The 26,287-nt window shown below is 67.6% G+C and carries 27 protein-coding genes and 1 tRNA gene; 15 read left to right on the top strand and 13 right to left on the bottom strand.

Going from position 1 to position 26,287, the window contains the following annotated elements:
* The first annotated feature begins 121 nt into the window (after positions 1 to 121).
* Positions 122 to 1,036 (top strand): ROK family protein, encoded by a 915-nt coding sequence (locus HMH01_RS00690; protein WP_171321498.1) that lies wholly within the window; start codon positions 122 to 124, stop codon positions 1,034 to 1,036.
* A gap of 212 nt (positions 1,037 to 1,248) precedes the next feature.
* Here the strand turns inward: HMH01_RS00690 and HMH01_RS00685 are convergent.
* Positions 1,249 to 1,324: transfer RNA gene (locus HMH01_RS00685), tRNA-Ala, on the bottom strand.
* A 91-nt stretch (positions 1,325 to 1,415) separates the two neighbouring features.
* Complete coding sequence (locus HMH01_RS00680) at positions 1,416 to 1,751, bottom strand: TIGR02300 family protein (RefSeq protein WP_171321496.1); 336 nt, start codon at positions 1,749 to 1,751, stop codon at positions 1,416 to 1,418.
* Between the two features lie 176 nt (positions 1,752 to 1,927).
* On the opposite strand from HMH01_RS00680, the gene HMH01_RS00675 reads away from it, so the two are divergent.
* Complete coding sequence (locus HMH01_RS00675) at positions 1,928 to 3,220, top strand: polyhydroxyalkanoate depolymerase (protein ID WP_171321494.1); 1,293 nt, start codon at positions 1,928 to 1,930, stop codon at positions 3,218 to 3,220.
* Positions 3,217 to 3,921, top strand: a complete 705-nt coding sequence (locus tag HMH01_RS00670) for a M48 family metallopeptidase (RefSeq protein WP_343035112.1) — start codon at positions 3,217 to 3,219, stop codon at positions 3,919 to 3,921. The genes HMH01_RS00675 and HMH01_RS00670 overlap by 4 nt, the downstream gene beginning before the upstream one ends.
* Positions 3,922 to 3,927: 6 nt before the next feature.
* Here HMH01_RS00670 and HMH01_RS00665 read toward each other — a convergent pair whose 3' ends face one another.
* Complete coding sequence (locus tag HMH01_RS00665; RefSeq protein WP_171321492.1) at positions 3,928 to 4,422, bottom strand: SH3 domain-containing protein; 495 nt, start codon at positions 4,420 to 4,422, stop codon at positions 3,928 to 3,930.
* A gap of 92 nt (positions 4,423 to 4,514) precedes the next feature.
* On the opposite strand from HMH01_RS00665, the gene HMH01_RS00660 reads away from it, so the two are divergent.
* Positions 4,515 to 5,177: a GntR family transcriptional regulator gene (locus HMH01_RS00660; protein WP_246237249.1), complete on the top strand. Its 663-nt coding sequence runs from the start codon at positions 4,515 to 4,517 to the stop codon at positions 5,175 to 5,177.
* 97 nt (positions 5,178 to 5,274) lie between these two features.
* Here the strand turns inward: HMH01_RS00660 and lpdA are convergent, their stop codons facing one another.
* The 9 genes from lpdA to HMH01_RS00615 all read right to left on the bottom strand — a co-directional run bounded on the left by lpdA (position 5,275) and on the right by HMH01_RS00615 (position 16,128).
* Complete coding sequence (lpdA, locus tag HMH01_RS00655; protein WP_171321488.1) at positions 5,275 to 6,663, bottom strand: dihydrolipoyl dehydrogenase; 1,389 nt, start codon at positions 6,661 to 6,663, stop codon at positions 5,275 to 5,277.
* 99 nt (positions 6,664 to 6,762) lie between these two features.
* Entirely contained in the window at positions 6,763 to 7,035 is a 273-nt protein-coding gene (locus tag HMH01_RS00650; RefSeq protein WP_171321486.1) for a hypothetical protein, read from the bottom strand.
* Positions 7,036 to 7,039: 4 nt separating this feature from the next.
* A complete protein-coding gene (gene odhB / locus HMH01_RS00645; RefSeq protein WP_171321484.1) occupies positions 7,040 to 8,545 on the bottom strand; it encodes a 2-oxoglutarate dehydrogenase complex dihydrolipoyllysine-residue succinyltransferase in 1,506 nt (501 codons plus the stop codon).
* 7 nt (positions 8,546 to 8,552) lie between these two features.
* Entirely contained in the window at positions 8,553 to 11,504 is a 2,952-nt protein-coding gene (locus HMH01_RS00640; protein WP_171321482.1) for a 2-oxoglutarate dehydrogenase E1 component, read from the bottom strand.
* On the bottom strand, positions 11,504 to 12,202 hold the full coding sequence (locus tag HMH01_RS00635) for a hypothetical protein (protein ID WP_171321480.1): 699 nt from the start codon (positions 12,200 to 12,202) through the stop codon (positions 11,504 to 11,506). Before HMH01_RS00635 ends, HMH01_RS00640 begins: the two co-directional genes overlap by 1 nt.
* 131 nt (positions 12,203 to 12,333) lie before the next feature.
* Positions 12,334 to 13,218 carry a succinate--CoA ligase subunit alpha gene (gene sucD / locus HMH01_RS00630; RefSeq protein ID WP_171321478.1) on the bottom strand — a complete coding sequence of 295 codons (885 nt, stop codon included), beginning with the start codon at positions 13,216 to 13,218 and terminating at the stop codon, positions 12,334 to 12,336.
* A 64-nt stretch (positions 13,219 to 13,282) separates the two neighbouring features.
* Complete coding sequence (sucC, locus tag HMH01_RS00625) at positions 13,283 to 14,476, bottom strand: ADP-forming succinate--CoA ligase subunit beta (RefSeq protein ID WP_171321476.1); 1,194 nt, start codon at positions 14,474 to 14,476, stop codon at positions 13,283 to 13,285.
* Between the two features lie 232 nt (positions 14,477 to 14,708).
* Positions 14,709 to 15,671 carry a malate dehydrogenase gene (gene mdh, locus HMH01_RS00620; protein ID WP_171321474.1) on the bottom strand — a complete coding sequence of 321 codons (963 nt, stop codon included), beginning with the start codon at positions 15,669 to 15,671 and terminating at the stop codon, positions 14,709 to 14,711.
* A gap of 148 nt (positions 15,672 to 15,819) precedes the next feature.
* Positions 15,820 to 16,128 carry a hypothetical protein gene (locus HMH01_RS00615; RefSeq protein ID WP_171321472.1) on the bottom strand — a complete coding sequence of 103 codons (309 nt, stop codon included), beginning with the start codon at positions 16,126 to 16,128 and terminating at the stop codon, positions 15,820 to 15,822.
* Positions 16,129 to 16,355: 227 nt separating this feature from the next.
* On the opposite strand from HMH01_RS00615, the gene HMH01_RS00610 reads away from it, so the two are divergent.
* From HMH01_RS00610 to HMH01_RS00560, 11 genes are all read left to right on the top strand, one after another.
* Positions 16,356 to 17,243: an HpcH/HpaI aldolase/citrate lyase family protein gene (locus HMH01_RS00610; protein WP_216366787.1), complete on the top strand. Its 888-nt coding sequence runs from the start codon at positions 16,356 to 16,358 to the stop codon at positions 17,241 to 17,243.
* 24 nt (positions 17,244 to 17,267) lie between these two features.
* Positions 17,268 to 17,828 (top strand): NnrU family protein, encoded by a 561-nt coding sequence (locus HMH01_RS00605; protein WP_171321468.1) that lies wholly within the window; start codon positions 17,268 to 17,270, stop codon positions 17,826 to 17,828.
* Positions 17,829 to 17,832: 4 nt separating this feature from the next.
* Positions 17,833 to 18,036 carry a DUF1737 domain-containing protein gene (locus HMH01_RS00600; protein ID WP_171321466.1) on the top strand — a complete coding sequence of 68 codons (204 nt, stop codon included), beginning with the start codon at positions 17,833 to 17,835 and terminating at the stop codon, positions 18,034 to 18,036.
* Positions 18,037 to 18,038: 2 nt separating this feature from the next.
* The gene (locus HMH01_RS00595) at positions 18,039 to 19,079 is read left to right on the top strand and encodes a MaoC family dehydratase (protein ID WP_171321464.1); all 1,041 of its coding nucleotides are present in this window, start codon (positions 18,039 to 18,041) and stop codon (positions 19,077 to 19,079) included.
* Positions 19,080 to 19,273: 194 nt separating this feature from the next.
* Complete coding sequence (sdhC, locus tag HMH01_RS00590) at positions 19,274 to 19,663, top strand: succinate dehydrogenase, cytochrome b556 subunit (RefSeq protein WP_171321462.1); 390 nt, start codon at positions 19,274 to 19,276, stop codon at positions 19,661 to 19,663.
* 11 nt (positions 19,664 to 19,674) lie between these two features.
* Positions 19,675 to 20,055 carry a succinate dehydrogenase, hydrophobic membrane anchor protein gene (gene sdhD / locus HMH01_RS00585; protein ID WP_171321460.1) on the top strand — a complete coding sequence of 127 codons (381 nt, stop codon included), beginning with the start codon at positions 19,675 to 19,677 and terminating at the stop codon, positions 20,053 to 20,055.
* A gap of 12 nt (positions 20,056 to 20,067) precedes the next feature.
* A complete protein-coding gene (sdhA, locus tag HMH01_RS00580) occupies positions 20,068 to 21,876 on the top strand; it encodes a succinate dehydrogenase flavoprotein subunit (protein WP_171321458.1) in 1,809 nt (602 codons plus the stop codon).
* A 53-nt stretch (positions 21,877 to 21,929) separates the two neighbouring features.
* Positions 21,930 to 22,196, top strand: a complete 267-nt coding sequence (locus tag HMH01_RS00575; RefSeq protein ID WP_171321457.1) for a hypothetical protein — start codon at positions 21,930 to 21,932, stop codon at positions 22,194 to 22,196.
* A gap of 25 nt (positions 22,197 to 22,221) precedes the next feature.
* Positions 22,222 to 22,623 (top strand): hypothetical protein, encoded by a 402-nt coding sequence (locus tag HMH01_RS00570; RefSeq protein WP_171321455.1) that lies wholly within the window; start codon positions 22,222 to 22,224, stop codon positions 22,621 to 22,623.
* Positions 22,624 to 22,669: 46 nt separating this feature from the next.
* A complete protein-coding gene (locus HMH01_RS00565; protein ID WP_171321453.1) occupies positions 22,670 to 23,449 on the top strand; it encodes a succinate dehydrogenase iron-sulfur subunit in 780 nt (259 codons plus the stop codon).
* Between the two features lie 110 nt (positions 23,450 to 23,559).
* Complete coding sequence (locus HMH01_RS00560) at positions 23,560 to 24,297, top strand: hypothetical protein (protein WP_171321451.1); 738 nt, start codon at positions 23,560 to 23,562, stop codon at positions 24,295 to 24,297.
* A 3-nt stretch (positions 24,298 to 24,300) separates the two neighbouring features.
* Here HMH01_RS00560 and HMH01_RS00555 read toward each other — a convergent pair whose 3' ends face one another.
* Entirely contained in the window at positions 24,301 to 26,271 is a 1,971-nt protein-coding gene (locus HMH01_RS00555; protein ID WP_171321449.1) for a methylmalonyl-CoA mutase family protein, read from the bottom strand.
* Positions 26,272 to 26,287: the final 16 nt, after the last annotated feature.

Here is a 26,287-nt window from a genome sequence, read left to right as displayed (position 1 = left end):
CAAGGCTGACCATCGTTCTCGTCAGGGGGCGGTTGCGGGGCACGGGCAACTCTTTATCGGTCGGAGAGATCGGGTTCTTATATATGCCGCGTCCACGACGGCAAACGGCAGAGGGACATTCATGCGCATAGGCTTCGATTACGGCGGCACCAAGATTGCCGGTATCGCGCTGGATGAGGCCGGGCGGACGCTGGCCCAGGGGCGGGTGCCGACGCCGCGGTTCGATTACGAGGGCGGGATCTCGGCGATCCGGGAGTTGATGCAGCGGCTGGAGACAGAGGCGGGCCAGCGTGCCGAGACCGTGGGAATAGGCGTTCCCGGATCTGTCGATCGCGACACGGGGCATGTCTCGATGGGCAATTCGGTCTGGCTTCACGGACGCGACCTGAGGGGCGATCTGCGGGCGGCGCTGGACCGTCCCGTGGCGGTTGCGAACGACGCCAACTGCTTTGCGCTGTCCGAGGCGGTGGACGGCGCGGGGGCGGGGGCGAAAGTGGTGTTCGGCGCGATCCTCGGCACCGGGGTCGGCGGCGGCATCGCGGTCGAGGGCCGGCTGATCGAGGGGATCAACGCCATCGGCGGCGAGTGGGGCCATATTCCGTTGCCCGATCCATGCGACGACGAGCGCCCGGGCCCCCTGTGTTCCTGCGGCCGTCCCGGTCACACCGAGGCCTGGCTGTCCGGGCCGAGCCTGGCCGCGGACCATGCGCGCAGGCTGGGGATCGACCCCAAGGACGGGCCATCGGCGCCTGAGGTGATCGCACTGGCCAGGCAGGGCGATTCGGCGGCCGAGGAGACGCTGCAGCGGTTCGAGGACCGGCTGGGCCGGTCGCTGGCTGTGATCATCAACGTGCTCGACCCCGACGTGATCGTGCTGGGCGGCGGGTTGTCCAATGTCGATCGCTTCTACGAGACGGTGCCGCCGCTGATCCGGCCGCATGTCTTTGGCGACAAGTTCAACACGCGGCTGGTGCCCAACATGCATGGCGACAGTTCCGGCGTGCGGGGGGCCGCCTGGCTGACGCCGCCGCGCTGAGGGCCGAAAACGGCGTCTGGAAAGTGTATGGCACGCGTATGGCAAGCGTCTGGCACCTTGCCCGCAACCGGAAGCCGCGCCACCGCAAGGATGCGGGAGTGCCGGCCGTCACGCCAGGGTGCCGGACGGGGTCCGATCACGGCGACAGCATAGGCCGAACCCGCGCCCGCGCGCGGGGCCCGTCAAGTCCTCGCCTGTCGAAAGGAGGGGTCTGGTGGAGCCAAGGGGAGTCGAACCCCTGACCTCTTGCATGCCATGCAAGCGCTCTCCCAACTGAGCTATGGCCCCAGAGTCGCGGCCCGGCCGCGAAGCACCGCCCTTCTATGGGCGGGCCTTGGGCAGTTCAAGAGGAAAAATGAACTGCCCGCGCGCTTTCGCATCAGGCTTCGTCGTCGTTGTCCGGAACGTCGGCCAGGTCATCGAGATCGACATTGTCGTCGTCGTCATCGGCTTCGAGCAGTTCGTCGTCGATGTCGACATCCGCGCCCTCTTCCTCGTCATCCAGCACGACGGCGTCGTCGGTCTCGGTCGCGGCGGCGGCGCGGCTTTCTTCCCGGCGCTCGGCGCGGGCGCTGGAGGATTTGCGCGACATCAGGCTTTCGAGATCGAAGACCGCGCCACAGCTGGGACAGGTCATCGGATCGCGCTGCAGGTCGTAGAACCTGGTGTCGCACTGTGGGCACAGGCGTTTTACGCCCCACTCGTCCTTGGGCATCGGGCTCTCCTGCCTTGGGCTTTCGGAAAATCGTCCCGTGCCACAAGGAAATCCGCTTGTCAAAGCCTTATCCACACAGCCGCGGGCAATCCCCGTTGCATTTGCGAATTGCCTTGATGCAGTGCGGGAACGGGACTAGGTTCCGCGAAAGAAAATAACAACCGGGACGAGCAGACATGCTGTATCATGCGTATGAAATGACGCACGCGGCGATTTCTCCGATGCGAAGTGCGGCCCGCATGAGCCGCGAGATGTTGTTGAGCCCGTTCAACCCCTTCGCCGAAACCTACGGGGCGCGGACCTCGGCCGCGATGTGCGAGATGTTCATCTCGGCCACGCGGCGCTACGGCAAGCCGGACTGGGGCCTGGACGAGACGGTGGTGGGCGGCGAGACGGTGCCGGTCCGGCAGGAAGTGGTCCTGCAGCTGCCCTTCTGCGACCTGATCCGTTTCGTCCGCGAGGGCGAGGCGGTCGAAGCGCGCCGCGATCCCAAGGTGCTGGTCATAGCACCCATGTCGGGGCATTACGCGACGCTGCTGCGCGGCACGGTCAAGGCGATGCTGCCCGAGCATGACGTCTATGTCACCGACTGGATCGACGCGCGCGAGGTGCCGGTGACCGAGGGGCATTTCGACCTGGAGGATTATACCGAATACCTGATCGAGTTCTGCCAGTTCCTGGCGGCCGAGGGCGACGGCGCGCGGCCCGCGGTGATGGCGGTCTGCCAGCCCGGCGTGCCGATGCTGGTGGCGGCCAGCCTGATGGCGATGGACGAGGATCCGGCGCGGCCCTCTTCGGTGACGCTGATGGGTTCGCCCATCGACACCGCCTGCAACCCCAAGAAGCCGAACGAGCTGGCGATGCAGAACCCGCTCAGCTGGTTCGAGCGAAATGTCGTCCTGACCGTGCCCTGGCCCAACAAGGGCTTCCTGCGGCGGGTCTATCCGGGTTTCCTGCAACTGTCGGGCTTCATGGCGATGAACCTCGACCGGCACACGGACGCCCATGTGCAGCATTTCACGAACCTGGTGCGCGGAGACGGGGAAAGCACCGCCAGCCATCGGCGCTTTTACGACGAGTACATGGCGGTGATGGACCTGACGGCGGAATTCTACCTTCAGACCATCGAGCGGGTGTTCCAGAAGCGGCTGCTGGCCACCGGGCGCTACCGGCACCGCGACCTGGCTGTGGAGCCGGCCGCGATCCGCGATATCGCGCTTCTCACCATCGAGGGGGAAAAGGACGACATCACCGGCCTTGGCCAGACCGAGGCGGCGCACCGCCTGGTGACCGGCCTGCCCGATGCGATGCGGGCGCATTACGTCCAGGCGCGGGTCGGGCATTACGGCGTCTTCAACGGCTCGCGCTGGCGCGGAGAGATCCAGCCGCGGGTGCGCGATTTCATCCGGGCCCATGCCGCGGGCGGCGAACGCCGGCGCCCGGTGCTGGCCAGCGTCGGGACCGCGTGAGCGACGGGGCGCAGGCGCTGTCCCCTGCGGCCCCGGCCGATCTGCTGCGCGAGGTGGAGATCCGCCGCTCTGCCCGGGCGCGGCGGCTTACGCTGCGCATGTCCCATGCCACCGGCGGCTTTACCCTGACCGTGCCGCAGCGCACGCCGGCCGCGGATATCCGGCGCTTCCTGGACCAGCACCTGTGGTGGATCGAGGAACGCCGCGCCGAGCGTCCCGTGCAGCCGAATGTCGCCCCCGGCACCCTGCTTCCGGTCGCGGGTGAAGAGCTGACATTGCTCCGGGGGCGCGGGCGCAGCGCCCGGCGGGTGGGCGACGCGCTGGAGGTGCCCGGCGAAGGCGCGGTGTTCGCGCGCCGCACGCTGGTCTGGCTGCGCGAGGAGGCGCGGGCGCGGATGGTCGCACGGCTCGACCACCACAGCGCGCGGCTGGGTCGCCCGCACAGGGGGCTGACGCTGCGCGATCCCCGCTCGCGCTGGGGCTCCTGCACGGCCGAGGGCGCGATCATGCTGTCCTGGCGGCTGATCCTGGCCCCGGCAGAGGTGATGGACTACGTCGTCGCCCACGAGGTGGCCCACCTGGCCGAGATGAACCATTCGCCGGCCTACTGGCGGGTGGTGGAGGGCCTGTTTCCCGGCTATGAGCGCCCGCGCGACTGGCTGCGCGCCAATGGCGCCAGCCTGCATGCCTGGCGGTTCTGAGGCGGTTCATTCGGCCTGCGGCTGGAACAGGCCCGCATGGATCCAGGCATCTTCCCCGGTTTCGGGCAGCAGGACGCCGATCCAGTCGCCGTCGCGGGCCCCGCGCATGCGCAGCGTGTCGCCGCCCGCGGCGCGGCCGATCACGGGAAAGCCGGTGCCGGGTCCGCTGCGCAGGTTGACCGATGCGCCGGTCACACGCCCCTCGGCGGGGCGGGGACGGTCGAGTCCGCTGGTCAGGCTGCCCAGGTCCGGGCCGTCGAGGACGGTGAATGTGACCCGTTCGAGCCGGGCCCGGGGGATGGGCGCGGGGGCCGTCGGGGCTGCGGCGCGGGCGGCGGCCTCGCGCAGGATGGCGCGGGTGGTGGTGTCGCCAGCGGCGGCCACCAGGATCGGCGCGTCGCCGCGCCCGGCCGGCGACAGGCTGAGGCCGTCGAGGGAAATCGCGCCGGCGGCAAGGCCCACGGTCGCCCATGACAGGAGATCGGAGTAGAATTGAGACATAATGCACCCCGGAAAGCCAACATGATACTCGATACGCTCAAATGCCTCGGTGATTCTTGACACGCATCATGCCCGCGAATTCGGTCCGAAATATGCCCGCCCCCGATGGCGGAGAGGTGGAGCGCGGCGACAGCCGCACCCCTGCCCACGAGCAGGTCTACCGCCGGCTGCGCACCCGCATCCTGCATGGCATCCTGCTGCCCGGCCAGGCCATGACGATCCGGGGCATCGCGGCCGATTTCGGCGTGTCGATGACGCCCGCGCGCGAGGCGGTGCGCCGGCTTGCCGCGGAAGGGGCGCTGAAACTCTCAAGCTCGGGGCGGATCACGACGCCGGTGCTGGGCAACGACCGGATCGAGGAACTCGCCGCCCTGCGCGCGCTTCTGGAACCGGAGCTGTCGGCCCGCGCCCTGCCGCGCGCGCATGGCGCGCTGATCGACCGGATGGCGGATATCAACGACCAGATCGATGGCGTGCTGGGCAGCGGTGACGCGGTCGCCTATGTGCGGCTGAACCAGGAGTTCCACCGCAACCTGTATCTGCGGGCGCAGGCCCCCGCGATGCTGGCCCTGGTCGAGACGGTGTGGCTGCAACTCGGCCCCTCGATGCGGGCGCTCTACTCGGCCGACCGGCGCCGCGCGGTGACCGAAAGCCACCGCAAGATCCTGGGCGCGCTGCGCGCCGGCGACGAGCCGGGGCTGCGGCTGGCGGTCCGGGCCGACGTGACCTCAGGGCTCAGGATGCTGCTCAGCTGAAACGAAAAAGGCCCACGGACATGCCGCGGGCCCCAGTCTTCCACTTTCTTCAAATATCCCCGCCGGAGGCATCCGAGGCCTGCCACGGGACCGGGCCTCAGGCGTGGATCGCCCCGTCGCCACAGGCCAGCGCCGCCTCGCGCACCGCTTCCGAAAAGGTGGGATGCGCGTGGCAGGTGCGGGCGATGTCCTCGGCGGCGGCGCCGAATTCCATGCCCACGCAGATCTCGTGGATCAGGTCGCCTGCCATCGGGCCGATGATATGGGCGCCCAGCACCCGGTCGGTGTCCTTGTCGGCCAGGATCTTGACGAAGCCGTCGGCCTGGAAATGCGACTTGGCGCGCGCGTTGCCCATGAAGGGGAACTTGCCCACCTTGTAGGCGCGGCCCTCTTCCTTGAGCTGTTCCTCGGTCTTGCCGACGGCGGCGACCTCGGGGGCGGTGTAGATCACGCTGGGGATCACCTCGTAGTTCACATGGCCCGCCTGTCCGGCGATGCGCTCTGCCACGGCCATGCCCTCGTCCTCGGCCTTGTGGGCGAGCATCGGGCCCGCGACCACGTCGCCCAGCGCCCAGATGCCCTGAACGCTGGTGGCGAGATGCCCGTCGGTGCGGATCTGGCCGCGTTCCGTCATCTCGACGCCCACCTCTTCCAGACCCAGTCCTTTCGTGAAGGGGCGGCGGCCGGTGGCGACCAGCACGACATCGGCCTCGAGCGTGGACTCCGTGTCGGTCTTGCGGGCCTTGTAGGTGACGGTCAGGCTGTCCTTGGCCGTCTTCACGCCCTGCACGGCCGCGCCCATCACGAAGTTCAGGCCCTGCTTCTTCAGCATCCGCTGGAAGGTCTTCTGCACTTCGCCGTCCATGCCCGGGGTGATGACGTCGAGATACTCGATCACCGTCACCTCCGACCCGAGCCGGGCATAGACCGAGCCCAGTTCCAGCCCGATCACGCCGGCGCCGATCACCGCCAGCCGCTTCGGCACGGATTTCAGCTCCAGCGCGCCGGTGGAGGTGACGATCCGCTTCTCGTCCACCTCGACGCCCGGCAGCGTGGCCGCCTCGGAGCCGGTGGCGATCACGATGTGCCTCGCCTCGTGCACCTCGCCGTCCACCTCGACCCGGCCCTTGCCGGCAAGCTTGCCCCAGCCCTTGAGCCAGTCGACCTTGTTCTTCTTGAACAGGAACTCGATGCCCTTGGTGTTGTTGTCCACGGTGGACTGCTTGTAGGTCAGCATCTGCGGCAGATCGACGGTGGGCTTGGCGCCCTTGATGCCCATTTCCTCGAAATGGGTGTGCGCCTCGTGGTATAGTTCAGAGGCGTGCAGCATCGCCTTCGAGGGGATGCAGCCCACGTTCAGGCAGGTGCCGCCCAGGCTGCCGCGCCCCTCGATGCAGGCGGTCTTGAGCCCGAGTTGCGCGCATCGGATCGCGCAGACATAGCCGCCGGGGCCCCCGCCGATCACGATGACATCATAGCTGGCCATGGGTGTTACCTCCGGTTCTGACGGTTCGGGCCAGCCTATGCCATGGGCGGCCCGTGGAAAAGCCAAGGGTTTCTCGGATTGGATATTCGGTGGGCGGGGTCAGTCGTGCGCGCGGCCCTCGGCTTCGGCGCGGGCACGGGCCAGCCGCTTGCGGTTGCCCGAGGCGCCGACAAGGATCACGCCCAGCGACACGCCGGCGATGGCCGCCGCAGCCGGCAGCAGCCAGTGGTGATCGCCGGTGAACACGACGATCGCCACGGCGCCGGTGCCTGCGATGGCCCAGCGGACGGCCCAGAAGACAAGGCTCTTGCGGGTATGTTCCGCCAGTTTCGCCTCGTCCTCCCGGATGCGGGAAAGCCGGTCGTCCGCCATCGGATCACAGATCCATCAGCAGGCGGCGCGGATCCTCGAGCGCCTCCTTCACGCGCACGAGGAAGGTCACGGCGCCCTTGCCGTCCACGATGCGGTGATCGTAGCTGAGCGCGAGATACATCATCGGGCGGATGACGACCTGGCCCTTTTCCGCCACGGGACGATCCTGGATCTTGTGCATGCCGAGGATACCCGACTGCGGGGGGTTCAGGATCGGCGAGGACATCAGCGAGCCGTAGACGCCGCCATTCGAGATGGTGAAGCTGCCGCCCTGCATTTCCGCCATCGACAGCTTGCCGTCGCGGGCGCGCACGCCCAGTTCGGCGATCTTCTTCTCGATCGCGGCAAACCCCATCTGGTGCGCGTCGCGCAGCACCGGCACCACCAGGCCCGAGGGCGTGCCCACGGCCACGCCCATGTGGACGTAGTTCTTGTAGACGATGTCGGTGCCGTCGATCTCGGCGTTGACTTCCGGCACCTCGAAGAGCGCGTGGCAGCAGGCCTTCACGAAGAAGGACATGAAGCCCAGCTTGACGCCGTGCTTCTTCTCGAACAGGTCCTTGTACTCGCTGCGCAGGCCCATGACGCCGGACATGTCCACCTCGTTGTAGGTGGTCAGCATGGCGGCGGTGTTCTGGCTGTCCTTCAGGCGCCGGGCGATGGTCTGGCGCAGGCGGGTCATCTTGACGCGTTCCTCGCGCGAGGCGTCCTCGGCCGGGACCGGGGCGCGCGGGACCGACGCCGGTTCGGGCGCGGGGGCTGCGGCGGGTTTGGCGGCCGGGCCGCGCAGCACGTCTTCCTTCATGATCCGTCCGTCCTTTCCGGTGCCCTCGACCTGGCCCGGCTTGAGGCCCTTCTCTTCCATCAGCTTGCGGGCGGAGGGGGCGTGTTCGATGTCGCGCGACGCACTCGTGCCGGCGGCGGGCGCCTCGGCCGGGGCGGCTTTCGGCGCGGGGGCGGCGGCTGCGCCTTCGCCCGAGGCGATCACGGCCAGCTTGCCGCCGGCCTGCACCGTCGCGCCGGCATCCGCGAGGATTTCCGACAGGACGCCCGCGGCGGGCGAGGGCACCTCGACCGAGACCTTGTCGGTTTCCAGTTCGCACAGCATCTCGTCGGCGGCCACGGTATCGCCGGGCTTCTTGAACCAGGTGGAAACGGTCGCCTCGCTGACGCTTTCGCCCAGCGCGGGAACCATGACATCGACGGTTTCACCCCCCTTTGCGGGCGCTTCCCCGGCGGCGGGCTTCGCCTCGGGCTTGGGTGCCGCGGCCTCGGCGCCCTCGCGCACGGTGGCGAGAAGGGCGTCCACGCTGACGGTTTCCCCTTCCTTGGCCACGATCTCGTCCAGCACGCCGGCGACCGAGGAGGGCACCTCGACGGTCACCTTGTCGGTTTCCAGCTCGCACAGCATCTCGTCCACCGCGACGGCGTCGCCGGGCTTCTTGAACCAGGTCGCCACCGTCGCTTCGGTGACGCTTTCGCCCAGGGTGGGCACGCGAATCTCGGCCATGTCGTTCTCAGTCCTTCTGTCCGGTCAGCGCGTCGTTCACCAACGCGTCCTGTTGTGCCTTGTGGCTTTTCGCGAGGCCGGTCGCCGGAGAGGCGGCGGCGGAGCGGCCCGCATAGGCCGGGCGCTTCCACTTCGCCTTGATCCGGGTGAGAACCCATTCGAGGTTCGGCTCCACGAAGGTCCAGGCGCCCTGGTTCTTGGGCTCTTCCTGGCACCACACGATTTCCGCCGCCTTGAAGCGCTTCAGCTCCTTCACCAGGCTCTGCGCCGGGAAGGGGTAGAACTGTTCAAGCCGCAGCAGGTAGACATCGTCCAGCCCCTGCGCGTCGCGGGCTTCCAGCAGGTCGTAATAGACCTTGCCCGAGCAGATCACGACGCGGCGGATCTGTTCGTCATCCTTCAGCTGGAGGCCGGAATTGCCGTATTGCGCGTCATCCCACAGCACGCGGTGGAAGCTGGAGCCGTTCGACATCTCGTCGAGCCTGGACACCGCCAGCTTGTGGCGCAGCAGCGATTTCGGCGTCATCAGGACCAGCGGCTTGCGGTAGCTGCGGTGCAGCTGGCGGCGCAGGATGTGGAAGTAGTTGGCCGGCGTCGTGCAGTTCGCGACGATCCAGTTGTCCTCGGCGCAGGCCTGGAGATAGCGCTCCAGCCGGGCCGACGAATGCTCGGGGCCCTGGCCTTCGTAGCCGTGGGGCAGCAGCATCACCAGGCCCGACATGCGCAGCCACTTCTTCTCTCCCGAGGAGATGAACTGGTCGATCATGATCTGGGCGCCGTTGGCGAAGTCGCCGAACTGCGCCTCCCACAGGGTCAGCGCGTTGGGCTCGGCCAGGGAATAGCCGTACTCGAAGCCCAGCACCGCGTATTCCGACAGCATCGAGTCGACCACCTCGTAGGTGGCCTGGCCCGGCTTGATGTGGTTGAGCGGCAGGTAGCGTTCCTCGGTTTCCTGGTCGATGATGCCGGAATGGCGCTGCGAGAAGGTGCCGCGCGTCGAATCCTGGCCCGACAGGCGGACCGGGTAGCCCTCGGTCAGCAGCGTGCCGAATGCCAGCGCCTCGGCGGTGGCCCAGTCGATGCCCTCTCCGGTCTCGATCATCTGGCGCTTGGCCTCGAGGATGCGCTCGACCGTCTTGTGCGGCTTGTAGCCGTCGGGCAGGCGGGTCAGGGCGGTGCCGACTTCCTTGAGCGTCTCCATCGGCACGGCGGTCTTGCCGCGCTGGTATTTCTCGCCCTGCTTGTTCAGGTGCGACCAGCGGCCGTCCAGCCAGTCCGCCTTGTTCGGGCGGAAGTCCTTGCCGATCTCGAACTCCTCGTTCAGCCGGGCCTGGAAGGCGGCCTTCATGTCCTCGATCTCGCCCTCGGGGATCAGCCCGTCGCGCACCAGCCGCTCGGTATAAAGCTGGAGCGTGGTCTTGTGGCCCTTGATCGCCTTGTACATCAGGGGCTGGGTGAACATCGGCTCGTCACCCTCGTTATGGCCGAAGCGGCGATAGCAGAAGATGTCGATGACGACGTCGCGGCCGAACTTCTGGCGGAACTCGGTCGCCACCTTGGCGGCATGGACCACGGCCTCTGGGTCGTCGCCGTTGACGTGGAAGATCGGCGCCTCGACCATCAGGGCGATGTCGGTGGGATAGGGCGATGAACGCGAGTACATCGGCGCGGTGGTGAAGCCGATCTGGTTGTTCACCACGATATGGATGGTGCCCCCGGTGCGGTGGCCCTTCAGCCCAGACAGGCCGAAGCATTCCGCCACCACGCCCTGGCCCGCGAAGGCCGCGTCGCCATGCAGAAGCACGGGCAGCACGGCGCGGCGGTCGGTGTCGTGCAGCTGTTCCTGCTTGGCGCGGGCCTTGCCCAGCACCACGGGGTTCACCGCCTCGAGATGGGAGGGGTTGGCGGTCAGCGACAGGTGCACCTTGTTGCCGTCGAACTCGCGGTCCGAACTGGCGCCCAGGTGGTACTTCACGTCGCCGGAGCCCTCGACCTCGTCCGGCTTGAAGCTGCCGCCCTGGAATTCGTTGAAGATGGCGCGATAGGGCTTGCCCATCACGTTGGCGAGCACCGAGAGGCGGCCGCGGTGCGGCATGCCGATGACGATTTCGGTCACGCCCAGGCTGCCGCCGCGCTTGATGATCTGTTCCATCGCGGGGATCAGCGCCTCGCCGCCATCGAGGCCGAAGCGCTTGGTGCCGGTGTACTTGACGTGGAGGAACTTCTCGAAGCCCTCGGCCTCCACCAGCTTGTTCAGGATCGCCTTCCGGCCCTCGCGGGTGAAGGCGATCTCCTTGCCGTAACCCTCGATGCGTTCCTTCAGCCAGGCTGCCTGCTCGGGGTCCGAGATGTGCATGTATTGCAGCGCGAAGGTGCCGCAATAGGTGCGCTTGAGGATCGCCAGGATCTCGCGCAGGGACGCGGTTTCCAGCCCCAGCACCATGTCGATGAAGATGGGCCGGTCCATGTCGGCATCGGTGAAGCCGTAGGATTTCGGGTCCAGCTCGGGATGGTCGGTGGGGTCCGTCAGCTTCAGCGGGTCGAGATCGGCGGCCAAGTGGCCGCGGATGCGGTAGGCGCGGATCAGCATGAGCGCGCGCAGGCTGTCGGTGACCGCCTTGCGGATCTGGTCGGCGCTGAGGGTGACGCCCTTCTCGGCGGCCTTGGCGGCGATCTTCTCGCCCTGCTTCTGCGGTTCGGCCCACTGGCCGTCCAGCGCGGCGGTCAGTTCGTCCGAGGGCACCGGCGGCCAGTCGCGGCGCGCCCAGGAGGGGCCCTGCGCCTCTCGCTTCACGTCGAGTTCGGCATCGGCGAGACCGGCGAAGAAGCGCCGCCAGCTTTCGTCGACGGCCTGCGGGTCATCGGCGTAGCGGGCGTATAGCTGTTCCATGAAGGCCGCGTTGTGGCCCTGCAGGAAGGACGAGGAATGGAAGGCGTCGTTCGGGGACTGGTCTGTCATCACGCGGCTCCTGTGATGTCATGATGCGGCGCCGGAAGCGGCGTCGCTGGGTCGGCGGCATAGCCGAAACGGTCGAAGATCCAGGCGTAGCGGTCGCGCACGATCGCCGCGGCCTCGTCGTCGTAGAAGGCGTCCAGCGGCAACCGCCCGTCGCGGGTGCGCTTGGTCACGGCAAGTCGGTCCGGCTCCCACTGGAGGTGGAGCCGGGCGCAGACATCGGACAGATCCTGCGCGAGATGCTCGTATCGGATGGTCAGGTCCGGCGCGTAGGCGCCGTCGACATGCAGCGTGTGGTGATCCGTCAGCCCCGGATAAGCGCGCAGATGCGCCGTGAAGGCAGGGCGGAAGGCTGCCGCCTCGTGCAGGTCGCGGGGCTCTGGCAGGCGGGTGTGCCACAGGTATTGCGACAGCGCCTTGTCGAAGGGGTTCCGGATCGAGGTGATCTTTGCATAGGCGCCCCAGCGGTCGCGGCCCAGCCGGTCGCGGATCTCGGTCGCGCTCATGTGGTTGCGCCAGGGATGCAGCCAGCGACCGAGGCGCGAGGGCTTCCCGGTCATCCGGGCGCCGACGATGCCGTGACGGCTGCGGTGCTGGCGCGTGCGTTCCGTGATGCGGGCCCCCGGCGGCCGGCACCAGCGTTCGAGATACATCTCGACCGAGGTGGAGGCGGTCTTTCCCGTCTTGATGAAAACGAACATGCGGTCGTGGCTTACAAGGACCATCAGGGTCGCCCCCCGTGACAGGGGGCGGACCGTTCGGGGGCCGGGCGCGATGCGCCGGGTTCATGGCAGGCCATCCTCATGACGTCAGCCCGCGTCCTTTCGTCCGTCTAGCGGCCAAGGGCCTTGAGCATCGCCGCGCCCAGCCCGGCGGGGCTGTCGGCGACCACGATGCCGGCGGATTTCATGGCTTCGATCTTGTCATCGGCACCGCCCTTGCCACCGGCGACGATGGCGCCGGCATGGCCCATGCGGCGGCCCGGAGGCGCCGTGCGGCCCGCGATGAAGCCGGCGATGGGCTTGGAGCGGCCGGCCTTGCGTTCGTCCTTGATGAACTGCGCGGCGTCTTCCTCGGCCGAGCCGCCGATCTCGCCGATCATGATGATCGACTCGGTCTCGGGGTCGCCCAGCAGCAGTTCGAGCGCGTCGATATGCTCCATGCCCTTGATCGGGTCGCCGCCGATGCCGATGCAGGTGGACTGGCCGAGGCCCGCGTCGGTGGTCTGCTTCACGGCCTCGTAGGTCAGCGTGCCCGAGCGGGACACGACGCCGACCGAGCCGCGCTTGTGGATATGGCCGGGCATGATGCCGATCTTGCACGCGTCGGGCGTGATGATGCCGGGGCAGTTCGGCCCGATCAGGATCGAGCGTGAGCCCTGGAGCGTGCGCTTCACCTTCATCATGTCGAGCACGGGGATGCCTTCGGTGATGCAGACGATCAGGTCCATCTCGGCGTCGATCGCCTCGAGGATGGCGTCGGCGGCGAAGGGGGGCGGGACGTAGATCGCGGTCGCGTTGGCGCCGGTCGCCTCGCGCGCCTGGGCCACGGTGTCGAAGACGGGCAGGCCGATATGGGTCGAGCCGCCCTTTCCGGGGGTCACGCCGCCGACCATCTTCGTGCCGTAGGCGATCGCCTGCTCGGAGTGGAAGGTGCCCTGGGCGCCGGTCAGGCCCTGGCAGATCACCTTGGTGTTTTCGTTGACGAGTACGGCCATCGGGGCCTCCATCTGGTGTTGTCGGTCGGCGGGTGCAAGACCCGCCCGGGCGCTTGGGCGGGGATCAGCCCTTCACGGCCTTCACGATCTTGGCAGCGGCGTCGGCGAGGTCGTCGGCCGCGATCACGTCGAGGCCGGATGCGCCGATGATCTCCTTGCCCTTCTCGACATTGGTGCCCTCGAGGCGGACCACCAGCGGCACCTTGAGGCCGACTTCGCGGACCGCGGCGATCACGCCCTCGGCGATGACGTCGCAGCGCATGATGCCGCCGAAGATGTTGACGAGGATGCCCTTCACGTTGGGATCGCTGGTGATGATCTTGAACGCCTCGGTGACCTTTTCGCGGGTCGCGCCGCCGCCCACGTCAAGGAAGTTGGCGGGTTCCGCGCCGTAGAGCTTGATGATGTCCATGGTGGCCATCGCAAGGCCCGCGCCGTTCACCATGCAGCCGATCTCGCCGTCGAGGGCGATGTAGTTCAGATCGAACTTCGACGCGGCCAGTTCCTTGGGATCCTCTTCGGTCTCGTCGCGCAGCGACAGGATCTGCGGCTGGCGGTAGAGCGCGTTCGAATCGAAGCCCATCTTGGCGTCGAGGCACTTCAGGTCGCCCTTGTCGGTGACGATCAGGGGGTTGATTTCCAGCATCTCCATGTCGCGCTCGACGAACATGCGGTAGAGGGTGTTCACCAGCTGCACGCACTGCTTGACCTGCTGGCCCTGGAGCCCCAGGGCAAAGGCGACGCGGCGGCCGTGAAATGCCGAGATGCCGGAAGCGGGGTCGACGGAGAAGCTGAGGATCTTTTCGGGGGTGTTGGCGGCCACCTCCTCGATGTCCATGCCGCCCTCGGTCGAGCAGACGAAGGAGATGCGCGAGGTTTTGCGGTCCACCAGCAGCGCGAGGTACAGTTCGGTGTCGATGCCCGATCCGTCCTCGATGTAGATGCGGTTGACCTGCTTGCCGGCCGGGCCGGTCTGGTGGGTGACAAGGGTGCGGCCCAGCATCTTCTGGGTCTGCTCGGCCGCTTCCTCGACCGACTTCGTCAGCCGCACGCCGCCCTTTTCGCCGGCGGAGGCTTCCTTGAAGTGGCCCTTGCCGCGGCCGCCGGCATGGATCTGCGCCTTGACCACCCAGAGCGGGCCGTCGAGTTCGCTGGCCATGGTCTTGGCTTCCTCGGCGCGCGTGACGACGCGGCCATCCGATACCGGCGCGCCGTAGTCGCGCAGCAGCTGCTTGGCCTGGTACTCGTGGATGTTCATGTCTCGCCGGTCCCTTTCGTCCTGTCCCGGGACGGGCCCTTGCGCGGCCGGTGTGGCCGGACAGAGCGCCCCGGGCGTTCCTTTTTGACCCCCATAGGCGCTGAAAATGGACTGTGCAAAGGAAATCGCCCGGATTCACGGGGAATCCGGGCGGTTCCTGCGTTTTGTGATCACACTAAAAAATTATGTGATCACATATTGGCGTGTGGTCGGCGAACAAGCGCCGAACCCGTCAGGCGAGGGTCGGATCGATTCCCTTGCAGGCCTCGACAAGGCCCTTAACAGCGTCGACGGACTTGTCGAACATGGCCTTCTCGTCCTTGTTGAGTTCGATCTCGACCACCCGCTCGATGCCGCCGGCGCCGATCACGGTCGGCACGCCGACATACATGTCCTTGACGCCGTACTGGCCGGTCAGGTTCGCGGCGCAGGGCAGCACCCGCTTCTGGTCCTTGAGATAGGCTTCCGCCATCTCGATCGCCGAGGCGGCCGGGGCGTAGAAGGCCGAGCCGGTCTTGAGCAGGCCCACGATCTCGGCGCCGCCGTCACGGGTGCGCTGCACGATCGCGTCGAGCTTTTCCTGGCTGGTCCAGCCCATCTTCACCAGGTCGGGCAGCGGGACGCCGGCGACGGTGGAGTAGCGGGTCAGCGGCACCATGGTGTCGCCGTGGCCGCCCAGGACGAAGGCGGTCACATCCTTTACCGACACTTCGAACTCCTCGGCGAGGAAGTGGCGGAAGCGCGCGCTGTCCAGCACGCCGGCCATGCCGCAGACCTTTTCGACGGGCAGGCCCGAAAACTCGCGGAGCGCCCAGACCATCGCGTCGAGCGGGTTGGTGATGCAGATGACAAAGGCGTCGGGCGCGTGCTGGGCAATGCCCTCGCCCACGGATTTCATCACCTTGAGGTTGATGCCGAGCAGGTCGTCGCGGCTCATCCCGGGCTTGCGCGCGACGCCGGCGGTGACGATGCAGACATCCGCACCCGCGATGTCGGCATAGTCGTTGGTGCCTTTCAGCGTGGCGTCGAACTTGTCCACCGGGCCGCTTTCGGCGATGTCGAGCGCCTTGCCCTGCGGGATGCCCTCGGCGATGTCGAACAGGACGACGTCGCCCAGTTCCTTCAACGCGGCGAGATGCGCCAGCGTTCCCCCGATCTGGCCCGCCCCGATCAGTGCGATCTTCGCTCGTGCCATGGATGTCTCTCCCCTTGACGTTACTGTCGGGGGCTTGGGGTAAAGCCAAAACGAAGGGGCCGCAAGAGTTCTGCTTTGCGCCTGCGAAAGGGCCGGCCGGGATGGAGTCCCGGGCCGGCCCGCATTGTCGTGCGATTCCAGGGGCCGGTCAGGCCGGCTGACCGGTGATCCCGGCGGGCAGGGGGGCATTCTCCCACGCCTCGCCGGCGGCGACCAGGCAGGTCTGGCCGGCCGGGGTGGTCACCAGGATGGTCCAGCTTCCCGTCGTGGCCGAGACGAAGACCTCGAGAATGCCGTTGCTGGCGCTGAGCCCGGCGCTGACCCGTTCCTCGCCGAAGCGGTCGCGCAGGTGGTCCACGATGGCGTCGCGGTCGCCGCAGGGCCTGCCTTGCGCGAAGGCGGGAAGCGGGGCTGTGCAGGCGAGGGTGAGGCAGGCGGCGATGAACTTGAGTTTCATGGAAGTCCCTTTCGCTGGCGCGCTTGCCGCCGATCCCGGCAGAGCGCGGTCTCGGCACGCGGTGCGGGACCGCGCAGGGAAATCATCTCGGGCGTTGGCGAAAATTCGGTTAACGCAGCGCGCGCCGGGCAGGGTGCTTGCGCAACACCGGTAATAAAGTTGCATGGAAGGGGTTTCGGTTGATGCAATATTCCGCCCTGCCCTTGCGCCACCCCGTCCGGCGCGGTATGCGCTGCGGTGCAACACGAACCCCGGGGGCTGGCCGCATGCATCCATACCGTTCCGTTCTCTACATGCCGGGATCGAATCCCCGCGCGTTGGAAAAGGCGCGCAGCCTGCCCGCGGACGCGCTGATCCTGGACCTGGAGGATGCGGTCGCGCCGGACGCCAAGGGGACTGCGCGCGATCTGGTGACGGCGGCGGTGCGCGAGGGCGGCTTTGGCAAGCGCCGCCTGCTGGTGCGGATCAACGCGCTCGACACCGAATGGGGGCGTGCGGATCTGGAAGCCGCGATCGCCGCGCGGCCGCATGGCATCCTGCTGCCCAAGGTGTCCCGGCCGGAACTGATCGAGACGGTGGCCGCAGGGCTTCCCGAGGGGCACCCGTCGCGGGTCTGGGCGATGATGGAAACGCCCGAGGGCGTGCTGAACGCAGCCGCCATTGCCGGGGCGCCGCGGATGGAGGGGTTCGTGCTGGGCACGAACGACCTGGCCAAGGACCTGGGCACGCGGCACCGGCCCGACCGGCTGCCGCTGCTGCATGCGCTGTCGCAATGCCTGCTGGCGGCGCGGGCAGCGGGGCTGGTGTGCCTTGACGGGGTCTACAACGCGTTTCGCGACGAGGCGGGGCTGGAGGCCGAATGCGCGCAGGGCCGCGACATGGGTTTCGACGGCAAGACGCTGATCCATCCCGTGCAGCTTGAGATCGCCAACCGCATCTTCGCCCCGTCCGAGGAGGAACTGGCGCTGGCGCGCGCGCAGGTGGCGGCCTTCGAGGAGGCGCAGGCGAAGGGGTTGGGCGTTGCGGTGCTGGACGGGCGCATCGTCGAGAACCTGCATGTCGAGACGGCGCGGCGCACGCTTGCCAAGGCCGACGCGATTGCGCGAATGTCCTGAGCGAAACACGGGCGGAGGGCGGTGATGACGCTTCTGGTAATCGGCGTGGCCTTGTGGTGGGGCGCGCATCTGTTCAAGCGGCTTGCGCCCGCGCAGCGCGCGGCGCTCTCGGCGCGGATGGGCGACAAGTCCAAGGCGATCTTCGCGACGCTGCTTCTGCTGTCGGTCGTGCTGATGGTGCTGGGCTACCGGGGCGCCGACTTCGTGGCGGTATGGACGCCACCGGCCGCCATGCTTCATGTGAACAACCTGCTGATGCTGCTGGCGGTGATCTTCTTCGGCATGGCGTCGTCCAAGGGGCGGATGCGCAGCTGGCTGCGGCACCCGATGCTGACCGGGTTCCTGGCCTGGGCGGTGGCGCATCTGCTGGTGAACGGGGATCTGGCCTCGATCATCCTGTTCGGCGGGCTGGGCCTGTGGGCGCCGGTGGCGATGGTCGCGATCAACCGGGGCAACCCGGCCTGGACGCCGCCCGCGCCGGGGCCGGTGAAGGGGGATGTGCGGCTGGTGCTGATCTCGGTTGTCGTCTTTGCCGTTCTTGGCGGCATCCATTCGCTGCTGGGCCCCTGGCCGTTTCCGGGATGAGACCATGATCGCCTATCGACTGCTGACCGAAGAGGATACATCGGCCTTCTGCCACAAGGTGACGGCCGCGCTTGCCAAGGGCTGGGTGCTGCATGGCGACCCGCAATACGCCTTTGACCATTCCACCGGAAGGATGCGCTGCGCGCAGGCGGTGACGAAGGAGGTCGACGGCCCCTATGACCCGGAGCGGCGGCTGGGCGAGCTGTGAGGATGGCCAAGACCAGCCCCGGCCACTTCTTCGAGGACTACCGGATCGGGCAGGTCTTTCGCCACGCGACGCCGCGCACGGTGACGACCGGCGACCGCGCGCTTTATCACGCGCTTTATCCCAGCCGCTTCGCGCTGACATCGTCGGACGAATTTGCGCGCGCCTGCGGCCTGCCGCAAAGCCCGCTGGAGGATCTGGCCGCGTTTCACGTCGTGTTCGGCAAGACGGTGCCGGACATCTCGCTGAACGCGATCGCCAATCTGGGCTATGCCGAGGGGCGGTTCCTGCGCCCCGTCTATCCGGGCGATACGCTGGTGTCGGAGTCGGAGGTGATCGGGCTCAAGCAGACCTCGAACGGGAAATCGGGCATCGTCTGGGTGCGCACGACGGGGCGCAACCAGCGCGGCGAGGCGGTGCTGTCCTATGCGCGCTGGGTCATGGTCCGCAAGCGCGACCCGGAGGCGCCGGCGCCCGAGGCGGTGCTGCCGGAACTGGCCGTGGCGGTCGCGCCCGAGGCGCTGGTCGTGCCGGAGGGGCTGGATTTCGAGCGCTACGATCCTGCGCTCGCCGGGTCCGGGCATCTTTGGGAGGATTACGCCCCGGGCGAGATCATCGACCATGTGGACGGCGTGACCGTCGAGGACGCCGAGCACATGATGGCCACCCGGCTGTGGCAGAACACGGCGCGGGTGCATTTCGACAGCGGCGCGCGGCCCGACGGGCGGCGGCTGATCTATGGCGGGCATGTCATCAGCCTTGCGCGCGCGCTCAGCTTCAACGGGCTTGCGAATGCGCAGTTGATCGCCGCGATCAATGCCGGCGCCCATGCCAATCCCTGCTTTGCGGGCGATACGGTGCATGCCTGGTCCGAGGTGCTGGACCGTGCCCTGACGGACCGTCCGGGGGTGGGCGCCCTGCGCCTGCGACTGGTCGCGACACGGGGGCCGCAGACCCCCGGGGAGTTGCGGGACGAGGTGGGAAAATACCGCGACACGGTGCTTCTGGATTTCGACTTCTGGGCGCTGATCCCGATGCGGGGCTGATTCACGGGCGGGCGCGAAATTTGTGATCACTGGAATTATTCTTGTGATCACAGAAGGCGGAAAAGGGCTGAAAAAAGGCTTTCCTGTCGCAGTCGGGGCGCGTGTTGGGGGTGTGCTTCCCTTCGAATTGGACTATTTTGCGCCCCGCACCCCCCGGTTCGCCCGGGGGCAGAGAGACAAGAAAGGGACCGCCAATGGCCGACGTGAACCGCGGCAACCGCCCGCTATCCCCGCACCTGACCGTCTTCGACCAGTCCTACACCGGCACGCTGTCGATCCTGCACCGGATCACCGGTATCGGCCTGAGCCTTGCGACGATCCTGGTGGTCTGGTGGTTTCTCGCCGCGGCGACCGACGCCGCGTATTTCGCCTTCGTGGACGGGCTGATCACGTCGTGGCTGGGCGGGCTGGTGATGATCGTCTCGCTCTGGGCGTTGTGGTATCACTTCTGCACCGGCATCCGGCACCTGTGGTGGGACACCGGCCGTGGTTTCGGCCTGGAGGAGGTGCGCAAGTCCGGCATGATCGTGCTTGGCGGGTCGGGCGTGCTGACCGTGCTGACGCTGATCGCGGCCTTCAGCTGAGGAGAGCGGAGATGGATTACAGAACCGACCGTGCCCGCGTATCCGGACTTGGCGCCGCGAAGGAAGGCGTCGGCCACTGGTGGAGCCAGCGCATGACCTCGATCGCGCTGGTGCCGCTGACGCTGCTGTTCGTGTTCCCCTTCGCGGGTGCGCTGGGCGGCGGCTTCGACGAGGTGCGCGCGGTCTACCAGAACCCGTTCAACGCGATCGTCGCCATCCTGTTCATCGGGGTGACGCTGTATCACCACATGCAGGGCTTGCAGGTGGTGATCGAGGATTACATCCACGGCAAGGCCGCCCGCACCGCGGCGCTGGTCGCCAACACCCTGATCTGCTGGGCGCTTGGCCTGAGCGGCGTGTTCGCCGTCGCCAAGATCGCCTTCGCCGGCTAACCGGAGACTGTCATGGCAGCTTACGAATTCATCGATCACGTCTACGACGTCGTGGTGGTCGGCGCGGGCGGCTCGGGCCTGCGGGCCACGCTCGGCATGGCGGAGCAGGGGCTCAAGACCGCCTGCATCACCAAGGTGTTCCCGACCCGCAGCCACACCGTGGCGGCCCAGGGCGGGATCGCCGCCAGCCTTGGCAACATGGGCCCGGACAGCTGGCAGTGGCACATGTACGACACCGTCAAGGGGTCTGACTGGCTGGGCGATGCCGACGCGATGGAATACCTAGCGCGCGAGGCGCCCAAGGCGGTCTACGAGCTGGAACATTACGGCGTGCCGTTTTCCCGCACCGAAGAGGGCAAGATCTATCAGCGGCCCTTCGGCGGGCACACCACCGAATTCGGCGAAGGCCCGCCCGTGCAGCGCACCTGCGCCGCGGCCGACCGGACCGGCCACGCGATCCTGCACACGCTTTACGGCCAGTCGCTGAAGAACAACGCAGAGTTCTTCATCGAGTATTTCGCCATCGACCTGATCATGACCGATGACGGCGAATGCCAGGGCGTGGTGGCGTGGAAGCTGGATGACGGCACGATCCACCGCTTCAACGCCAAGATGGTGGTGCTGGCCACGGGCGGCTACGGCCGCGCCTATTTCTCGGCCACCTCGGCGCATACCTGCACCGGCGACGGTGGCGGCATGGTCGCACGCCAGAACCTGCCGCTTCAGGACATGGAGTTCGTGCAGTTCCACCCGACCGGCATCTATGGCGCCGGCTGCCTGATCACCGAGGGCGCGCGCGGCGAGGGCGGCTACCTGACGAACTCGGAAGGGGAGCGCTTCATGGAGCGCTATGCGCCGACCTACAAGGATCTGGCCTCGCGCGACGTCGTCAGCCGCTGCATGACCATCGAGATCCGCGAGGGCCGCGGTGTCGGCGCAGGCAAGGACCATATCCACCTGCATCTCGACCACCTGCCGAAAGAGGCGCTCGCCGAGCGGCTTCCTGGGATTTCGGAATCGGCCAAGATCTTTGCCGGCGTCGATGTCACGAAAGAGCCGATCCCTGTGCTGCCGACCGTGCATTACAACATGGGCGGCATCCCTACCAACTACTGGGGCGAGGTGCTGAACCCGACCGCCACAGACCATGACCGGATCCAGCCCGGCCTGATGGCCGTGGGCGAGGCGGGCTGCGCCAGCGTGCACGGCGCGAACCGGCTTGGGTCCAACTCGCTGATCGACCTTGTGGTGTTCGGCCGCGCGGCCGCGATCCGCGCCGGCCAGGTCATCGACCGCAACAGCCCGAACCGGCCGCTGAACGAGAAGTCGGTCGAGATGGCGATGGCCCGCTTCGACCGGCTGCGCCACGCGGCCGGCAGCACCGGCACCGCGGAGCTGCGTCTCGAGATGCAGAAGACGATGCAGAACGACGCGGCGGTGTTCCGCACCTCGAAGACGCTGAAGGAAGGCGCCGAGAAGATGAGCAAGGTTGCCGAGGGCATGGACGACCTGAAGGTCCACGACCGCTCGCTGATCTGGAACACCGACCTGATGGAAACGCTGGAGCTTGCGAACCTGATGCCGAACGCCCTGACCACGGTGGTATCGGCAGAGGCCCGCAAGGAAAGCCGAGGCGCCCACGCGCACGAGGATTTCCCCGATCGCGACGACGAGAAGTGGCGCGTGCATACGCTGGCGCACATGGATGGCGAGACGAAGGTGAAGCTGAGCTACCGCAACGTGCACACCGACCCGCTGACCAGCCACAACGAAGGCGGCATCGACCTGAAGCGCATCGCGCCGAAGGCACGGGTGTATTGAACGGAGTGCAGTTGATGGGTGGCGTGGCAGCCGCAGGCAGGACAGGAGTGCCAATGACTGGAACATGCAGACTGACCGGCGTCGTGCTGCTGCTTGCCGTAGCGGCATGCAGCACGACCACGACCGTGGTCGACGACGCCCCGGCTGGTTCGACGTCCGGGTCCATCACCGGGGCCGCCTCATCGAGTGAGGTTGCCATGCCCGCTGGCCTCTCCTCGGAAGAGCGGTTTCTCTGGGGGACCATGACGCCCGAGGCGCAGGCGCAGGCGGCGGCGTATATCCGCAGCGGCGGGACGCTGACGCAGTTCATGGCCCTGTGACGGCCCGATGAGAAGGAGACGCGCCATGAAGGTCATCGCCCTTTCCTCCCTGGCCACCGCCGCGCTGCTGGCGGCCTGTGCCGCGCCCGAGGCAACGCAGAGCTTCAGTTCGCGGCAGGAGCAGGTCTGCTACGAGCGCACGAGCGCCGCGCTGGCGCCGGGGCGGGAGTTGCGGCGGGGGCCGGATGGCACCTTCGTCGAGGTGACAGTGGTCAACGACTTCATGCGCGACGTGGAACGCTCGGAGGCATTCGACGCCTGCATGACCGCGACCCGGCCTGCGGGCAGCACCGGCGACATGGCGCCCGTCACCTTCACCGGCGAGGAACTGACGATCTGGCGCAGCCTGACCGATACGGCGCGGGCGCAGGCGCTCGAATTCATCCGAAACGGCGGCACGCTCCGCGAGTTCGTGGCGCAGGGCTGAGCCCGCACGCACGCGACCACGCACCAACCGAAGGCACGAAGGCAAAATGGTAGAACTGACCCTTCCGAAGAACTCCCGCATCACCGTGGGCAAGACCTGGCCGAAGCCCGAGGGCGCGACCAACCTGCGGACCTTCAAGATCTACCGCTACGATCCGGATCAGGGCGACAACCCGCGCGTCGATACCTATTTCGTCGACATGGACAGCTGCGGGCCGATGGTCCTGGACGCGCTGATCAAGATCAAGAACGAGATCGACCCGACCCTGACCTTCCGGCGGTCCTGCCGCGAGGGGATCTGCGGGTCCTGCGCCATGAACATCGACGGGATCAACACGCTGGCCTGCATCTACGGCATGGACGAGATCAAGGGCGAGGTGAAGATCTATCCCTTGCCGCACATGCCCGTCATCAAGGACCTTGTCCCGGACCTGACGCATTTCTACGCCCAGCACGCCAGCATCATGCCGTGGCTGGAGACCAAGACCAACCGTCCCGCGGCCGAGTGGCGCCAGTCGATCGAGGACCGCAAGAAGCTGGACGGGCTTTACGAATGCGTCATGTGCGCGTCCTGTTCCACCGCCTGCCCCAGCTACTGGTGGAACGGCGACCGCTATCTTGGCCCGGCCGCGCTGCTGCATGCCTATCGCTGGATCATCGACAGCCGCGACGAGGCGACGGGCGAGCGGCTGGACCAGCTCGAGGATCCGTTCAAGCTGTATCGTTGCCACACGATCATGAACTGCACCCGGACCTGTCCGAAGGGGCTGAACCCGGCCAAGGCCATCGCCGAGATCAAGAAGATGATGGTCGAGCGGCGGCTCTGACGCGCAATCCGGCGGGGCGGCCCGGCTTCCGGGCGGGCCGCTTCTGCTTCCGGTTGACCGCGTGATCCGCGGCGCGCAAGTCTGATCCCGGGGATCAGGGGATCGATCGCATGCTGGATTTTCCCGGCTTCTGCTATCTCGATGTCGAGAAGACCGGATCCACCTTCATCCGCGCCTTCCTGGTCAGCCACGCGAAGACCGCGCCGCGCGACGATACCAAGCACCGCGTGCCGCGACTGGCGTTCCGCTGGCGCAAGTTCTACTTCGCGTCGGCCCGCGATCCGTTCGACAGCTACGCCTCGCTCTGGTCCTATGGCTGCGACGGCGGCGGCGTCGTGCGCGGACACCTGGCGCGGACGGGGTCGGAACTGCTTTCCGCGTATGATCGGCGGCCCGATGGTTTCATCCGCTGGCTGGACGCGATGCTGGGAGAGGACCGCGCCCGGTACCTGCCCCCATCGGCGCTAGGCTATCACAGTCCCCATCTGGGGCTGATGGGGGTGCGGTTCCTGCGCCAGACGCTTCCCGGCGCCCGCAGGCGCCTGCCGGGTGCGTCCGGCGCGGGGGACATCGGGCGCGCCTATGCCCGGTTCGGCCTGCCGCGGGCCGTCATCCGGCAGGAAAGCCTGGCCGCGGATCTGTCGGCGCTGATCGCCGGACCGCTGCGGCGGCACATGCGGGATCCGCAAGCGGCACTCGCAGAGCTTGCCGCGGCACCGCCGGCGATAAACGCGTCGGACCGCACCGTGCCGCTGTCACCCGCGATGCTGCCCGACGCGCTTTGTGCCAGGCTCGAAGCGCTGGAATGGTTCCATTACGATATGCTGGGCTATCCGCGCCCCCGTTGAGGGCTATTCGGCGGCCGCCAGATCCGCGCCCGCGGCCAGCCGGGCGATATCCGCCATGATCGCGTTCAGGTCGAAATCCTTGGGCGTGTAGATGCGCGAGATCCCCAGTTCCCGCAGCCGCACCGCGTCTTCGGCGGGTATGATGCCGCCCGCGATGACCGGCACATGGCCCAGCCCCGCGGCATGCAGCTGGGCCATGAACGCCTCGGCCAGGGGCAGGTGAGAGCCCGACAGGATCGACAGGCCGATGATGTGGACCTCGTGCGTGCGCGCGGCCTGGACAAGGGCTGTCGGGGTCATGCGGATACCTTCGTAGAACACCTTCATGCCGACATCGCGGGCGCGCACGGCGATCTGTTCGGCGCCGTTCGAATGGCCGTCGAGACCGGGCTTGCCGATCAGAAGCCGGATCTGTCCGCCCAGCCGTGCCGCGTGGGTGGCAACGCCCGCGCGTGTGTCCTCCAGCCCCTCGGCCGAGTTCGAGACCGCCTCGCCCACCCCGGTCGGCGCGCGATACTCGCCGAACACCTCGCGCAGGGTGGCGGCCCATTCGCCGGTCGTCACCCCCGCCTTCGCGGCGGCGATCGAGGCGGGCATGACGTTGTCCCCCCCAAGGGCCGCCGCACGCAAGCCGCGCAGCGCCTGGGCCACGGCATGGGCGTCGCGGCCTTCGCGCCAGGTCCGGAGCCGGGCGATCTGGTCCGCCTCGACACCGGGATCGACGCGCAGGATGCCGTCCTGCCCCGCGGTCAGGGGGCTTGGCTCGCCCTGCTCGTAGCGGTTCACGCCGACAACGACCGTCTCTCCGCGTTCGATGCGCGTCAGGCGGGTGGCGTTCGAGGCGACGAGGGCGGATTTCATGTAGTCGATGGCCGCGACCGCGCCGCCCATCCCGTCGATCTGGGCAAGTTCCTCGCGCGCGGCGGACTTCAGCGCGGCGACCTTTGCCTCGACCGCCGGGTTGCCGTCGAACAGGTCATCATGTTCCAGAAGATCCGTTTCCAGCGCCAGGATCTGCTGCATCCGAAGCGACCATTGCTGGTCCCACGGGCGGGGCAGGCCCAGCGCCTCGTTCCAGGCGGGCAATTGCACCGCCCGGGCGCGGGCATGTTTCGACAGCGTGACGGCCAGCATTTCCAGCAGGATGCGCGGCACGTTGTTCTCGGGCTGCTGTTCGGTCAGGCCGAGCGAGTTGACCTGCACGCCGTAACGGAAGCGGCGCAGCTTCGGATCCTTAACCCCGTAGCGATCCCGGCAGATCTCGTCCCACAGATCGACGAAGGCGCGCATCTTGCACATCTCGGTGACGAAGCGGATGCCGGCATTCACGAAAAAGCTGATACGGCCCACGACCTGCGGGAAATCCTCGGCCGGCACCTGGCCCCGCACCTGGTCCAGCACCGCGCAGGCGGTGGCCAGCGCATAGGCCAGTTCCTGTTCGGGCGTCGCCCCCGCCTCTTGCAGGTGGTAGGAGCAGACATTCATCGGGTTCCATTTCGGCACCGCGCGGTAGCAGTATTCGGCCACGTCGCCGATCAGCTTCAGGCTGGGCGCGGGTGGGAAGATATGGGTGCCGCGGCTGAGATATTCCTTGATGATGTCGTTCTGCACCGTTCCTTGCAGCGTCGCGATGTCGCCCCCCTGCCGTTCGGCCGCCGCGATATAGAGCGCAAGCAGCCACGGCGCGGTGGCGTTGATCGTCATCGAGGTGTTCATCCGCTCGAGCGGGATCGCGTCGAACAGCGTCTCCATGTCGCCCAGATGGCAGATCGGGACGCCGACCTTGCCCACCTCTCCCTGGGCAAGGGGGTGGTCGCTGTCATAGCCGGTCTGGGTCGGCAGGTCGAAGGCCACCGACAGGCCGGTCTGTCCCTTGGCAAGATTGCCCCGGTAGAGCGCGTTCGAGGCCGCCGCGGTCGAGTGCCCGGCATAGGTCCGGAAGATCCAGGGCTTGTCCTTCTGGTGCGCGGCCATGATGGGACTCCTCTTG

This window comes from Halovulum dunhuangense (assembly GCF_013093415.1).
Classification (GTDB): Bacteria; Pseudomonadota; Alphaproteobacteria; order Rhodobacterales; family Rhodobacteraceae; genus Halovulum; species Halovulum dunhuangense.
This window is presented reverse-complemented; position numbering and strand designations above follow the sequence as displayed.

What these genes read in the sequence shown, in the direction of transcription:
- HMH01_RS00605 (WP_171321468.1), top strand. Translation starts at nt 17,268, where the DNA reads ATGACGCTTCTGGTAATCGGCGTGGCCTTGTGGTGGGGCGCGCATCTG.
- HMH01_RS00675 (WP_171321494.1), top strand. Translation starts at nt 1,928, where the DNA reads ATGCTGTATCATGCGTATGAAATGACGCACGCGGCGATTTCTCCGATG.
- HMH01_RS00665 (WP_171321492.1), bottom strand. Translation starts at nt 4,422, where the DNA reads ATGTCTCAATTCTACTCCGATCTCCTGTCATGGGCGACCGTGGGCCTT.
- sucD (WP_171321478.1), bottom strand. Translation starts at nt 13,218, where the DNA reads ATGGCCGTACTCGTCAACGAAAACACCAAGGTGATCTGCCAGGGCCTG.
- HMH01_RS00680 (WP_171321496.1), bottom strand. Translation starts at nt 1,751, where the DNA reads ATGCCCAAGGACGAGTGGGGCGTAAAACGCCTGTGCCCACAGTGCGAC.
- HMH01_RS00660 (WP_246237249.1), top strand. Translation starts at nt 4,515, where the DNA reads ATGCCCGCCCCCGATGGCGGAGAGGTGGAGCGCGGCGACAGCCGCACC.
- HMH01_RS00575 (WP_171321457.1), top strand. Translation starts at nt 21,930, where the DNA reads ATGACTGGAACATGCAGACTGACCGGCGTCGTGCTGCTGCTTGCCGTA.
- HMH01_RS00640 (WP_171321482.1), bottom strand. Translation starts at nt 11,504, where the DNA reads ATGACAGACCAGTCCCCGAACGACGCCTTCCATTCCTCGTCCTTCCTG.
- HMH01_RS00560 (WP_171321451.1), top strand. Translation starts at nt 23,560, where the DNA reads ATGCTGGATTTTCCCGGCTTCTGCTATCTCGATGTCGAGAAGACCGGA.
- HMH01_RS00635 (WP_171321480.1), bottom strand. Translation starts at nt 12,202, where the DNA reads ATGTTCGTTTTCATCAAGACGGGAAAGACCGCCTCCACCTCGGTCGAG.
- HMH01_RS00600 (WP_171321466.1), top strand. Translation starts at nt 17,833, where the DNA reads ATGATCGCCTATCGACTGCTGACCGAAGAGGATACATCGGCCTTCTGC.
- HMH01_RS00570 (WP_171321455.1), top strand. Translation starts at nt 22,222, where the DNA reads ATGAAGGTCATCGCCCTTTCCTCCCTGGCCACCGCCGCGCTGCTGGCG.
- sdhC (WP_171321462.1), top strand. Translation starts at nt 19,274, where the DNA reads ATGGCCGACGTGAACCGCGGCAACCGCCCGCTATCCCCGCACCTGACC.
- odhB (WP_171321484.1), bottom strand. Translation starts at nt 8,545, where the DNA reads ATGGCCGAGATTCGCGTGCCCACCCTGGGCGAAAGCGTCACCGAAGCG.
- sdhA (WP_171321458.1), top strand. Translation starts at nt 20,068, where the DNA reads ATGGCAGCTTACGAATTCATCGATCACGTCTACGACGTCGTGGTGGTC.
- HMH01_RS00615 (WP_171321472.1), bottom strand. Translation starts at nt 16,128, where the DNA reads ATGAAACTCAAGTTCATCGCCGCCTGCCTCACCCTCGCCTGCACAGCC.
- HMH01_RS00650 (WP_171321486.1), bottom strand. Translation starts at nt 7,035, where the DNA reads ATGGCGGACGACCGGCTTTCCCGCATCCGGGAGGACGAGGCGAAACTG.
- HMH01_RS00555 (WP_171321449.1), bottom strand. Translation starts at nt 26,271, where the DNA reads ATGGCCGCGCACCAGAAGGACAAGCCCTGGATCTTCCGGACCTATGCC.
- HMH01_RS00565 (WP_171321453.1), top strand. Translation starts at nt 22,670, where the DNA reads ATGGTAGAACTGACCCTTCCGAAGAACTCCCGCATCACCGTGGGCAAG.
- sdhD (WP_171321460.1), top strand. Translation starts at nt 19,675, where the DNA reads ATGGATTACAGAACCGACCGTGCCCGCGTATCCGGACTTGGCGCCGCG.
- HMH01_RS00610 (WP_216366787.1), top strand. Translation starts at nt 16,356, where the DNA reads ATGCGCTGCGGTGCAACACGAACCCCGGGGGCTGGCCGCATGCATCCA.
- lpdA (WP_171321488.1), bottom strand. Translation starts at nt 6,663, where the DNA reads ATGGCCAGCTATGATGTCATCGTGATCGGCGGGGGCCCCGGCGGCTAT.
- mdh (WP_171321474.1), bottom strand. Translation starts at nt 15,671, where the DNA reads ATGGCACGAGCGAAGATCGCACTGATCGGGGCGGGCCAGATCGGGGGA.
- sucC (WP_171321476.1), bottom strand. Translation starts at nt 14,476, where the DNA reads ATGAACATCCACGAGTACCAGGCCAAGCAGCTGCTGCGCGACTACGGC.
- HMH01_RS00595 (WP_171321464.1), top strand. Translation starts at nt 18,039, where the DNA reads ATGGCCAAGACCAGCCCCGGCCACTTCTTCGAGGACTACCGGATCGGG.
- HMH01_RS00690 (WP_171321498.1), top strand. Translation starts at nt 122, where the DNA reads ATGCGCATAGGCTTCGATTACGGCGGCACCAAGATTGCCGGTATCGCG.